This window comes from Streptomyces amakusaensis (assembly GCF_039532665.1).
GTDB lineage: Bacteria > Actinomycetota > Actinomycetes > Streptomycetales > Streptomycetaceae > Streptomyces > Streptomyces amakusaensis.
On record NZ_BAAASB010000026.1, the window covers coordinates 43,336 to 55,318 of the forward strand.

Below are 11,983 nucleotides of genomic sequence, written 5' to 3' on the forward strand. Positions count from 1 at the left end.
GGGTTCACCCTCCTGCGAACGGCGGGAGCACCTCGACCGTGCCGCCCTCGGCAAGCCGTACCGTCTCATGGTCACGGGTCCCGACGGGATCGCCGTCGACGAGGAAGGCGCATCGCTTCAGGACGCGCACCAGCTCCCCCGGGTGCCTGCGCCGCGCGGCGTCGAGCGCCTCGGCGAGCGTCGCCTCCGTGTACGGCTCCTCCGGTCTCCCGGCGGCGGCCTTGGCCGCGGCCCAGTAGCGGATCGTCCCCGCGGGCATGCCCGGCTCCCTTCCCCTCGTCGGCAACCATCATGAGCCATCCGCACCGGGCGCTGCCCGGCGTACGGCCGCTTCCGGTGCGCCGTCCACGCCGTGGGCGACCCCCGCGCCACCGTCCGTGCTTCCGTGCGCCCCTCGAATTCCGGAACCACCTGGAACCGCCGGAGCGTGCGCAAGCTCACGGCGCCCGCCCACGGCGCAGTGTCACCGCGCGTCGATCCTGCCGTCACCCGACGGAAAGAGGACGGTACAGGTAGTTTTGTACCAGGAGCGGTCCCCGGCCGAAGAGGCGTCCACAGGGTGAAATCAGCCCTCTGGCTCAGAACGCATGTGGGCTATTGTGCTCGGGAGAGGATCCAGGGCGACGCAGCCCCCGGGTCCTTTTGTGTTTCCTGACTGTTGTTACAGACAGGTGAACCAACCGTACGAAGCAGGGCCGCAGCACCACGTCCTCGCAGGGACCGAGGAGGGAAACGACGTTATGGGTGAGCGAACCGTGCACGACCTCAAGACGACGCCCCGGGCACAGGCGGGTGGGACACGATGAGCTCCCTCCTGCTGCTGACCAACGCCCTCCAGCCGTCGGCGGAGGTGCTCCCCGCCCTCGGGCTGCTGCTCCACAGCGTGCGGGTGGCCCCCGCCGAGGGCCCCGCCCTGGTCGACACCCCGGGCGCCGATGTGATCCTGGTCGACGGCCGCCGCGACCTCCCCCAGATCCGCTCCCTCTGCCAGCTGCTCCGCTCCACCGGACCCGGCTCCCCGCTGATCCTCGTGGTCACCGAGGGCGGGCTCGCCGCCGTCACCGCCGACTGGGGCGTCGACGACGTCCTCCTCGACACCGCCGGACCGGCCGAGGTCGAGGCCCGGCTGCGGCTGGCGATGGGCCGCCGGCAGATCACCTCCGACGACTCCCCCATGGAGATCCGCAACGGCGACCTCTCCGTGGACGAGGCCACCTACAGCGCGAAGCTCAAGGGCCGGGTCCTCGATCTGACCTTCAAGGAATTCGAACTGCTGAAGTATCTGGCGCAGCACCCCGGCCGGGTCTTCACCCGCGCGCAGCTGCTCCAGGAGGTCTGGGGCTACGACTACTTCGGCGGTACGCGGACGGTCGACGTCCATGTGCGGCGGCTGCGCGCCAAGCTCGGCCCGGAGCACGAGTCGCTCATCGGAACCGTGCGGAACGTGGGCTACCGCTTCGTGGTGCCGGAGAAGGCGGAGCGGGAGGCGGCGGAGGCCGCCTCGGCCATCGCCCGTTCGGAGGAAGCCTCCGAGCAGCAGAAAGCCTCTGTACGGCCTGCCCAGAGGTAGGTCACCACGCGTAGACTGCCGCGCGTGGCCAAGGTGACGCGGGACGATGTGGCGCGACTGGCGGGGACTTCGACCGCCGTCGTCAGCTATGTCATCAACAACGGACCCAGACCGGTCGCCCCGGCCACCCGCGAGCGGGTACTGGCGGCGATCAAGCAGCTGGGGTACCGGCCGGACCGGGTCGCCCAGGCGATGGCATCGCGGCGGACCGACCTCATAGGCATGATCGTCCCCGATGCCCGGCAGCCCTTCTTCGCCGAGATGGCGCACGCGGTGGAGCAGGCCGCGGCCGAGCGCGGGAAAATGGTGCTCGTCGGGAACTCCGACTACCGCCGTGAGCGCGAGGTCCACTATCTCCGTGCCTTCCTCGGGATGCGGGTCGCCGGGCTGATCCTGGTCAGCCAGGGGCTGACCGAGCAGGCCGCGCAGGAGATCGAGGCCTGGGACGCCCGCGTCGTACTCCTCCACGAGCGCCCCGAGGGGGTCGATGACGTCGCCGTCGTCACCGACGACATCGGCGGCGCCCAGCTCGCCACCCGCCATCTCCTGGAGCACGGCAACGCCTATGTCGCCTGCTTCGGCGGCCCGGACACCACCCCGCCCGTCGGCGACCCGGTGACCGACCATGTCGAGGGCTGGCGGCGCGCGATGCTGGAGTCCGGCCGCCCGGTGGAGGGCCGCCTCTTCAAGGCCCCCTTCAACCGCTACGAGGCCTACCAGGTCGCCCTCAAGCTCCTGGCCGGCCCCGAGCGGCCCCCCGCGATCTTCTGCGCCACCGACGACCAGGCCATCGGCGTCCTCCGCGCCGCCCGCGAACTCCGTATCGACGTCCCCCGCGAACTCGCCGTCGCCGGCTTCGACGACGTCAAAGAAGCCCACCTCACCGACCCACCCCTCACCACCGTCGCCTCCGACCGCCCCGCCATGGCCCGCGCCGCCGTCGACCTCGTCCTCGACGAAAGCCTCCGCCTCACCGGCTCCCGCCGCGAACGCGTCCGCCAATTCCCCTCCCGCCTGGTCATCCGCAGCTCCTGCGGCTGCGGGTAACCCCCTCCGGGCGGTTCTCGGTTCATCCGCTGCCCGACGTCCTGGCCGACATCTGGGCGGACGCCCGGTACGAGGTGAGTTCCGACGCGGTCGGGCAGTGGAGAGGCGGTGGAGGGTCCGTAACATGGTCTTCTTTCCCCTGAGTTGGGGCCGGGTGCCCGCGCGGTGGGCGATCGCCGGCGTACGAACGATCGCTGATGCCGAGGCGGCACCGGGGCACTTGTGTGGCCACAGGGCCTGAAATGACGGTTCGGAAATCGGAAAGAAGAGTCGAATGGAATCTTCAGTGCCGGAGCTTTACGAGCGGATCGCGGAGCGCTTCGGGGAATTGATCCGTGAATGCCCGCCGGGCAGATGGGAAGATCCGTCCCCGTGTCCCGGGTGGACGGCCCGGGATGTTGTGGCGCATGTGATCTCGAATCACCGGAGGGCCGTCGCGGGGCTGGACGGTTCGGGCTATTCCGCGCCCGGGCGGGGCGAGGATCTGTCTCGGGCGTGGGATGCGGCGTCGGAGGAGATCAAGGCCGCTCTGCGGGACCCGGTGACAGCGGGCGCGCTGCTGGGGGAGGAGTTCGGTTCCCTACCGTTCGAGGAGTTCGTGCGGCGGATGGCGTGTGCCGACACCTTGATCCACGGGTGGGATCTGGCGCGGGCGACCGGTCAGGACGAGGCGTTGGATTCCGAGGCGGTGGCGGTGGCGGTGGACATTCTGCTGCCGGAGGACGGGGACATCCGGATGCCGCAGGCGTTCGGCGCGAAGGTGTCTTCGGCCGAAGGGGCGGATGCCCAGACCAGGCTGCTGAATTTCCTGGGGCGGCGGGTGTAGGGGGAGAGGGGGAGGGGGACCGCATCTGTTTATCCGGGTCCTACGGATTTCTGGTGCTGTTCTTACGGCCGCCTCAGACGGTTCTCATCTGCCGCCGGGAGAGTCGTATCCATGACGGACCACTACCAGGCGCAGCCCCAGACCTACGACACCACCACCTATCCGCCGCAGCCCGAGCAGCCCCCGGCGACGCACCGGGCGCAGGCGCGGGCGCGGCGGCCGATCGGGCTGCTGCTGACGGTGGCGATCGTGGCGGCGACCGTGGGGGGCGGGGTGGCGACGCTGGTCGGCGGGTTCGGGGGGGCGGGCGGGGAGCGGGCGGGGGGCCCGGGTGCCGGGGTGAGTGGGACGAATGTGTCCACGAGCAGTGCGGGGACGGTGGCGGGGGTGGCCCAGGCGGTCATGCCGAGCATTGTGGAGATCAGGGCCGGGGGCGCGGCGGGGCAGTCCACGGGTTCGGGTGTGATCATCAGCGAGGACGGGGAGATCATCACCAACAACCATGTGATCTCCGGCGCTGAGACCGTTCAGGTCGGTCTCAGCGACGGAAAGACCTCCACCGCCGATGTCGTCGGCACCGACCCCGGCAAGGATCTGGCGCTGATCAAGCTCCGGGGGGCGAGCGGCCTGAAGGCGGCGGCCCTGGGCGACTCGGGGAAGCTCACAGTGGGCGAGGAGGTCGTCGCGATCGGCTCGCCCGAGGGGCTGACGGGCACGGTGACCAGCGGGATCGTCTCCGCGCTCGACCGGGATGTGACGGTGGCGAAGGAGCCGGGGCAGGAGCAGCGGCTGCCGGACACCGGCTGGCCCTTCGAGTTCGGCGGGCGGCAGTTCAACGGCGACACCGGGGACTCGAAGACCACGTACAAGGCGATCCAGACGGACGCCTCGCTGAACCCGGGGAACTCGGGCGGCGCGCTGATCAATATGCGCGGCGAGATCATCGGGATCAACTCCGCCATGTACTCGCCCAGCGCGGCGGGCGAGTCGGCGGCCGGCAGCGTCGGCCTCGGCTTCGCCATCCCCGTGGACACCGTCAAAAGTGTCCTCGGCGACCTCCGCGAAGGCGACCGCTGAGCCAGCAGCCCGCGTGCGAGGCTGGTTCCATGACAACCCCGCGCGAAGGCGAACGCATCCTGATCGTCGACGACGAGCCCGCCGTCCTGGAGGCGCTCCGCCGGAGCCTCGCCTTCGAGGGATACGGCACGGAGGTCGCCGTCGACGGCGTCGACGCGCTCGCGAAGGCGGAGGCGTACCAGCCGGATCTGATCGTGCTCGACATCCAGATGCCCCGGATGGACGGTCTGACCGCCGCCCGCCGGATCCGGGGCACGGGGTCCACCGTGCCCATCCTGATGCTGACCGCCCGTGACACCGTCGGCGACCGGGTGACCGGTCTGGACGCCGGGGCCGACGACTATCTGGTGAAGCCGTTCGAGCTGGACGAGCTGTTCGCGCGGATCCGGGCCCTGCTCAGGCGCAGTGCGTACGCAGCGCCCGCGGGCGGGGCGGCGGAGGGCGACGACGGGCACGAGGTGCTGTCCTTCGGCGATCTGCGGATGGATCTGATCACCCGTGAGGTGCACCGGGGGGCGCGCCCGGTCGAGCTGACCCGTACCGAGTTCACGCTGCTGGAACTGCTGCTGGCGCACCCGAGGCAGGTGCTCACCAGGGAGCAGATCCTCAAGTCCGTCTGGGGCTTCGACTTCGAGCCCAGTTCCAATTCACTGGATGTGTATGTGATGTATCTGCGGCGCAAGACCGAGGCGGCGGGCGAACCACGGCTGGTGCACACCGTGCGCGGGGTGGGCTATGTCCTGCGCGCGGGCGGCGGTGAGGCGTGACGGGCCTGACCGGCCGGTTCCGTACGCTGCCCCTGAGGTCCCGGCTCGCCCTGCTGGTGGCCACCGCCGTCGCGGTCGCGGTCGCGGCCGTGTCCGTCGTCTCCTGGCTGCTGACCCGGGGCCAGCTGTACGAGGAGCTGAACACCACCCTGCGGAACACCAGCGCGCCGGTGGACATGGTCCGCCAGGCGTACGCGAGCTGCTACGACGTGCGCCCGGCCGACAGCAAGCAGTCGCCGAACTTCGCGTACACCCAGCTCGTCACGCCGAACGGCGCGCGCTGTGTCGGTCCGTACTCCGAGCCGGTGAAGGTGCGGCCCTCGGACGTGGGGGTGGCGAACGGGACCTTGAAGAGCACTCTGCACGACAGCGTCACCGACGACGGCTCGCCGGTGCGGGTGCACACCACGCTGATGGGCATCGGCGGCGGGATCAATGTCGCGGTCTCCGTCTCCCGGCCGCTGGACGAGATCAGCACCTCGCTGAACCGGCTGGCACTGCTGCTGAGCGGTCTCGCCGGGGTCGGGGTCGTCGGCGCGGGCGCGGCGGGGCTGCTGGTCGCCCGGACCGGGCTGAGGCCGGTGGACCAGCTCACCGAGACGGTGGAGCATGTGGCGCGCACGAAGGATCTGACCGTGCGGATCCCGGCCGAGGGGGAGGACGAGATCGCCCGGCTGTCGCGTTCCTTCAACGCGATGACCGCCGCGCTGGCCTCCTCGCGGGACCGGCAGGCCCGGCTGATCGCGGACGCGGGCCATGAGCTGCGTACGCCGCTGACCTCGCTGCGGACCAATATCGAGCTGCTGGTGCGCAGTGAGCGCACCGGACGGGCGATCCCGCCGGCGGACCGGCAGGCGCTGCTGGCGTCCGTGGAGGCGCAGATGACCGAGCTGGCCTCGCTGATCGGCGATCTTCAGGAGCTGTCGCGGCCGGACGCGGTCCGGGGCGGCCCGGTGACGGTGGTCGCGCTGCACGAGATCCTGGGGACGGCGCTGGGCCGGGCCCGGCTGCGCGGTCCGGAGCTGGTCTTCGCGACGGAGATCGCGCCCTGGTACGTACGGGCGGAGCCCGCCGTGCTGGAGCGGGCGCTGGTGAATGTGCTGGACAACGCGGTGAAGTTCTCCCCGGCGGGCGGCACGGTGGATGTACGGCTGAAGGACGGCACGCTCACCGTGCGGGACCGGGGTCCGGGCATCCCGGCCGACGAGCTGCCGCATGTCTTCGAGCGGTTCTGGCGCTCGCCGTCGGCGCGGTCGCTGCCGGGGTCGGGGCTCGGGCTCTCGATCGTGGCGCGGGTGGTCCAGCAGTCGGGCGGCGACATCCGGCTGGAGCGCGCCCCGGGCGGGGGCACCCGGGCGGTGATCCGGCTCCCGGGGGCCTCGGTGCCGCCGCCTTCGCACCCCTGAAGGGTGCGCGGAAGGTCAGCCGGTCCGTACGGCGACGGTGACGATCTCGGTGCTGTCGGCGGTGAGGGGACCGCCGTGCCAGTCGCCGTACTGCGCCTCGACGGCGAAGCCCGCCTCCGCGAGGAAGGCGTTGAGCGGGTCCACTCCGAGGAAGCGCAGGCTCTCGCGGTCGGTGTACAGCACGGTGCCTTCGGCGTCGGCCGTCGTCTCGGTGAAGGTGACCACGTCGCCGCTGACGGAGTCGACCCGGTGCCCGACGCGCAGGGTGCGGCCGTCCGGGCCCGTGAGGTCCCGGGCGTACGGAGGGCTCCACCGCTCCCAGGCGCGGGCCTGCGGGTGGCGGGTCTCGAAGGCGAAGCGGCCCCCCTCGCGCAGGGCGGCGCGGATCGCGGTGAGGGAGGCGCGCAGCTCCTCGTCGGAGACGAGGCACTGGAAGGCGTGGCTGGTCATCGTCGCGAGGTCGAAGGCGCGCTCCCAGCGGGCCTGTGCGGCGGTGGCCTCGGTCCATTCGACATCGGTACGGCGGCGGGCGCGCGCCAGGGCGGCGGGGTTGGGGTCGAGGCCGGTGAGAGCACCCCGGTGGCCGTGCTCACGGGCGCTGTGGAGCATCAGGCCGGTGCCGCAGCCGACGTCGAGGACCGAGTCGGCGGCCATGACCAACTCGTCGTAGAAACGGCTGGCGGGGAAGAGTCCGGCGTCCCAGGGGTTCAGCAGGTCGTACAGCTCGGCTGCGTCGTCGGCGGTGAACACCGCGCCAGTATGGGCCCCGACGGCCCCCGGCCGCGAGGGATTTGAGCGGGTGATCGGCCGCCGGGGAGGGCCGCCGGGGGCCGTGCGTCATCACCGGGTGCTCGGCTTCCCCGGGGGCCGGTCCATCGGCGATCATGCGGGATGCTCACGGACGACTGGCACCTCACCGAAGACCTCGAAGATTTCCTCAGCCACGCGGGAGAGTTCCTGCGCTCGCGGCCCGTCATGCACACCACGCCGCTGACGACGGTCGAGAAGCTGCGGACGCTCGGTCCGGCCTCCTTCGGCGATGGTCCCCCGGTCCTCGGCCGGCTGGAGCGGGCGGGCGAGGTCCTCGCCGCCTTCCACCGCTTCCCGTCCGGCGGGCTGAGCGTCACCCCGCTCACCCTCGAGCAGGCCGACTCCCTCGCCGCCCATCTGGTCGCCCTCGGCCACGCACTGCCCTCCGTCAGCGCGGAGCACGCCACCGCCACCGCTTTCGCCGAGGCCTGGCAGCGGCACACGGGCGCGGAGCCGTCCGTCCGCGTCCGGCTCCTGCTGCGCCGTCTCGCCACGCTCACCCCGCCCGATCCGTTCCCGGCGGGCCGGGAACGGGCCCTGGGCGAGGCGGATCACGAGGACGTCATGCGCTGGTGCCGCGGGTTCGCGGCGGCCGTCGGGGAGAGTGTCACCATCGACGCCGGCACCTGGCCCGTCACCCGCTTCGCCGAGAAGCGCTACACCTTCTGGGAGACCCCGGACGGCACCCCGGTCTCCATCGCGGGCATCAATCCGACGGTCGCGGGCACGGCCCGGGTGGACCCGGTCTACACCCCGGCCGAGCTGCGCGGCCGGGGGTACGCGGCGGCCGTGACGGTCGCGGTCACCCGCGCCGCGCTCGACGCGGGAGCGACGGAGGCGGTGCTGTACACGAACGCGGCCAACGCCACCAGCAACGCCCTCTACGAGCGCATCGGGTACCGGCCGTTCGCCGACTGGACGGTGTACGGCCTGGCACCGGCGGCACCGGCCGCGGGCTGAGAACCCCGGGGAACGCGGGGAACCCGGGGAACGCGGGGAACGCGGGGAACGCGAAGAACAACGCGGCGGGGCGGCGGGTCCGGTGGACCCGCCGCCCCGCCTCCGTACCGTCTTCCGCCGTTACTTGACGACCGTGATCCGGCCGACGGCCGGCGGGGTCAGCGGGGCGGCGGCGCTGGAGTGCGCGGTCAGGTGACCGATGAACACATCCAGGTCGGAGGCGCCGACGAGCTTGTTGCGGTGCTCCTTCAGCACGGCGAAGCCGTCGCCGCCCGCGGAGAGGAACTCGTTCATCGCGACCCGGTAGTTCTTCGCCGGGTCGATGGCCTCGCCGTTCAGCCTGACGGACGAGGCGACGACGCGGTCCGCGCCGGTCCTGGTCCAGTCGAGGGTGTAGGTGAGGCCCTTCGAGCTCTGGAGGATCTTCGGGGTCTCCAGGTTCGCGCCGCTGACCTGCTGCTGGAGCGCGGTGACGAGCTGCGCGCCGGTCAGGTCGACGACATTCATCATGTTGGTGAACGGCTGCACGGTGAACGCCTCGCCGTAGGTCACCACTCCGTCGCCCTCGGCCCCGGAGGCCTTGTGCACCAGGCTCGCGCGGATGCCCTTGGAGTTCATCAGGGCGAGCTGCGCGCCGCCCTTGTCGGCGGGGGCGAAGGCTTCGAGCTGGGCGTCGGCGATGAGGTTGCCGAGCGGGCTCTCCTCGGTGGCCGAGGTCTCGATGTCGGAGGCGATGTGTCCGACGGGACGGCCCGCGATCGGGCCCGCCAGGGTGGTCCAGCGGTCGATCAGCCGGGTCATGTCGGGGGCCTTGGGCACATCACGGGTGACCACGTGGTTGGCGGCCTCGACGGAGGTGCGGACCACGTCGCGGGTGCGGCGGTCGTAGGTCAGCGTGGTGTCGGTGTACAGCCGCCCGGCGGAGGCCGCCGAGGTGACGGTGCGCGGCTTGCCCGAGGGGTCCGGGATGGTGCACGCGTACGCCTCGTGGGTGTGGCCGGTGACCAGCGCGTCGACCTGCGGGCTGACCTTCTTGGCGATGTCCACGATCGGGCCGGAGATGCCGTCGCCCGCGCCGGGGCTGTCGCAGTCGTAGTTGTACGAGGAGGAGGCGGGGTAGCCGCCCTCGTGCAGCAGGGCGACGATCGCCTTGACGCCCTTGCGCTCCAGGATCTTGGTGTACTTGTTGATCGACTCGATCTCGTCGTTGAACTTCAGGCCCTTGATGCCGTTGGCGTTGACGATGTCCGGGGTGCCCTCCAGGGTCACTCCGATGAAGCCGATCTTGACGCCGTTCTTCTTCCAGATGAAGTACGGGTCGAGCAGCGGCTTGCCGGACTTCTCGTGGGTCACATTGGCGGTGAGGTAGGGGAAGTCCGCGCCCTTGAACTTCTTGCCCGGCTCGTGACAGCCCGCGGTGGGGTGACAGCCGCCGTTCTGGATGCGACCCAGTTCCTTCGCGCCGTCGTCGAACTCGTGGTTGCCGACGGAGGAGACGTCGAGGTCCAGCTTGTTCAGCGCCTCGATGGTGGGCTCGTCGTGGAAGAGCCCGGAGAGCATCGGCGTCGCGCCGATGAGGTCGCCCGCGGCGGCGGTGACGGAGTAGCGGTTGCCCTCGCGCGCCTCGCGCAGATGGGTGGCGAGGTACTCGACACCGCCCGCGTCGATGGTCTTGGTGGTGCCGTCGGGGTGGGTGTGGGTGACCCGGCCGCCCGAACCGGACGGGGGCTGGAGGTTGCCGTGCAGGTCGTTGAAGGACAGCAGCTGCACATCCACCGTACGGCCGTGGCCGTGGCTGCGCTCCTGTGCCTCGTGGGATCCGGCGGGCATGGCCGCGACGAGTGCGCCGACAGTGGTCAGTCCGGCGACCACGGCGAGTATCCGGCGGTTTCTGGACGAAGGGCCCGTCCTGTGCGGTCTGGCTGACATCGCTCCCCTTGGTGGTTGCGCGGTGGATATGTGTGCTGCGAGCGCAGCCTAGGGTCAACGCGCGTAGCGCGACAGAGGAATGAGATGACGATCCGGTTGCCTTCGCAGCTACTTTCGGTCAAAACCACCTTTTCGGCCAACGGCTGTCTTCGGCCATTCGGCGGCGCGCGCGGTGGAGCGATCAACCCTTCCGCCCCCTCACGCGGTCACTTCAGGCGATGCCGGCCCGAGGCGGCCCGCCCCGGCCCGCAGTCACAGATCACCCGGGGAGCCGTCCGGGCCCGGCAGCGGGGTGGTACCCCGGCGGAGTTGAGGAGCACAGCAGATGGCAGCACGGCGCATGACCCGTACCCGTACTCGTACCCGTTCCCGGGCCCGTACCGGAACGGTCGGACTTCTGGCGGCGGCGGTGGCGGCCACCGCCTTCGCCGCACCGGCCCAGGCGCAGGACCGGCCCGCCCAGGCCAAGGCCCCCCGGCACACCGCCACCCAGCAGGCGATGGACGCCATCGTGGCGAGCGGCATCCCGGGGATGCTGGCCGAGGCCCGGGACGGACAGCGGGTCTGGAAGGGCACCTCGGGCGTCGGGAATCTGAAGACCGGCAAGGCGCGCGGCAAGAACGACCGCTTCCGGATCGCCAGCATCACCAAGACCTTCGTCGCCACCGTGCTGTTGCAGATGGAGGCCGAGGGGAAGCTCGACCTCGACGACACCGTCGAGAAGCACCTCCCCGGCGTCGTCAGCGGCAACGGCCACGACGGCAGCAAGATAACCGTGCGGCAGCTGCTCAACCACACCAGCGGGGTCTACGAGTACCTCCAGGTGCCGGAGTACCACAACAAGTATCTGATCGGCGACGGCTTCCTGAAGCACCGCTACGACTACCGGTCGCCGCAGGTCGCGGTCGACGCCGCCATGTCCCACCGGCCGGACTTCGCGCCCGGCACCGCCTACGCGTACTCCAACACCAACTACGTGCTGGCCGGGCTGATCATCGAGAAGGTCGCCGGGGACTCGTACGAGAACCAGGTCCGCGAGCGGATCATCAAGCCGCTCGGGCTGAAGGCCACCACCGTCCCCGGGAACAGCTCGCTGATGCCGAAGCCGAGCAGCCGGGCCTACTCGGTGCTGTTCCTCGACCCGGCCACCGCCAAGGTGCACGACGCCACCCTCCAGAACGCCTCCCAGTCCTGGGCGGACGGCGACATGATCTCCAGCGCGGGCGATCTGAACCGCTTCTTCCGCGCGCTGCTCCGCGGCGAACTGCTGCCCGCCGAGCAGCTCAGGGCGATGAAGACGACCACCGCCCACTCCGACGACGGCACCTCCGCCTACGGGCTGGGCCTGGGCCGGCAGACGACCAGCTGCGGCATCGAGCTGTGGGGGCACAGCGGCGGCTGGATCGGCTCGCTCTCCAACGCCCTCTCCACGGAGGACGGCAGCCGTCAGGTCGCCTTCAACCTCAACGGCGACTGGCCGAAGGCCGGGGTCGCGGACCCGGTGGAGGCCGAGTTCTGCGGCAGCGGCGTCCCCAAGGGCGGTGCCAAGGGCTTCGCGCCCCTCGCGCCCCTCGCCCATCTGACCCGATGA

Annotated in this window: 11 protein-coding genes; 8 read left to right on the forward strand and 3 right to left on the reverse strand. The window is 71.1% G+C overall.

What is annotated here, in order from left to right; all coding sequences use genetic code 11:
• Window positions 1-4 precede the first annotated feature (4 nt).
• Window positions 5-259, reverse strand: a complete 255-nt coding sequence (locus tag ABD371_RS31960) for a MoaD/ThiS family protein (protein WP_190126422.1) — start codon at window positions 257-259, stop codon at window positions 5-7.
• 543 nt (window positions 260-802) lie between these two features.
• Between ABD371_RS31960 and ABD371_RS31965 the strand changes: the two genes are divergently transcribed.
• The 6 genes from ABD371_RS31965 to ABD371_RS31990 all read left to right on the forward strand — a co-directional run bounded on the left by ABD371_RS31965 (window position 803) and on the right by ABD371_RS31990 (window position 6,693).
• Window positions 803-1,570, forward strand: coding sequence for a response regulator transcription factor (locus ABD371_RS31965; RefSeq protein WP_190126423.1), 768 nt, complete (start codon window positions 803-805; stop codon window positions 1,568-1,570).
• A gap of 24 nt (window positions 1,571-1,594) precedes the next feature.
• The gene (locus tag ABD371_RS31970) at window positions 1,595-2,617 is read left to right on the forward strand and encodes a LacI family DNA-binding transcriptional regulator (protein ID WP_344484858.1); all 1,023 of its coding nucleotides are present in this window, start codon (window positions 1,595-1,597) and stop codon (window positions 2,615-2,617) included.
• 286 nt (window positions 2,618-2,903) lie between these two features.
• On the forward strand, window positions 2,904-3,443 hold the full coding sequence (locus ABD371_RS31975; protein WP_344484861.1) for a TIGR03086 family metal-binding protein: 540 nt from the start codon (window positions 2,904-2,906) through the stop codon (window positions 3,441-3,443).
• Between the two features lie 111 nt (window positions 3,444-3,554).
• Entirely contained in the window at window positions 3,555-4,520 is a 966-nt protein-coding gene (locus ABD371_RS31980) for a S1C family serine protease (protein WP_344484864.1), read from the forward strand.
• Window positions 4,521-4,549: 29 nt separating this feature from the next.
• Window positions 4,550-5,287 carry a response regulator transcription factor gene (locus tag ABD371_RS31985; RefSeq protein WP_344484867.1) on the forward strand — a complete coding sequence of 246 codons (738 nt, stop codon included), beginning with the start codon at window positions 4,550-4,552 and terminating at the stop codon, window positions 5,285-5,287.
• The gene (locus ABD371_RS31990) at window positions 5,284-6,693 is read left to right on the forward strand and encodes a HAMP domain-containing sensor histidine kinase (RefSeq protein WP_344484870.1); all 1,410 of its coding nucleotides are present in this window, start codon (window positions 5,284-5,286) and stop codon (window positions 6,691-6,693) included. Before ABD371_RS31985 ends, ABD371_RS31990 begins: the two co-directional genes overlap by 4 nt.
• A 15-nt stretch (window positions 6,694-6,708) precedes the next feature.
• Here the strand turns inward: ABD371_RS31990 and ABD371_RS31995 are convergent, their stop codons facing one another.
• Entirely contained in the window at window positions 6,709-7,443 is a 735-nt protein-coding gene (locus ABD371_RS31995; protein ID WP_344484873.1) for a class I SAM-dependent methyltransferase, read from the reverse strand.
• A gap of 141 nt (window positions 7,444-7,584) precedes the next feature.
• On the opposite strand from ABD371_RS31995, the gene ABD371_RS32000 reads away from it, so the two are divergent.
• Complete coding sequence (locus ABD371_RS32000; protein ID WP_344484876.1) at window positions 7,585-8,463, forward strand: GNAT family N-acetyltransferase; 879 nt, start codon at window positions 7,585-7,587, stop codon at window positions 8,461-8,463.
• A gap of 120 nt (window positions 8,464-8,583) precedes the next feature.
• Here ABD371_RS32000 and ABD371_RS32005 read toward each other — a convergent pair whose 3' ends face one another.
• Window positions 8,584-10,392, reverse strand: coding sequence for a bifunctional metallophosphatase/5'-nucleotidase (locus ABD371_RS32005; RefSeq protein WP_344484879.1), 1,809 nt, complete (start codon window positions 10,390-10,392; stop codon window positions 8,584-8,586).
• A 325-nt stretch (window positions 10,393-10,717) separates the two neighbouring features.
• On the opposite strand from ABD371_RS32005, the gene ABD371_RS32010 reads away from it, so the two are divergent.
• Entirely contained in the window at window positions 10,718-11,983 is a 1,266-nt protein-coding gene (locus ABD371_RS32010; RefSeq protein ID WP_344484882.1) for a serine hydrolase domain-containing protein, read from the forward strand.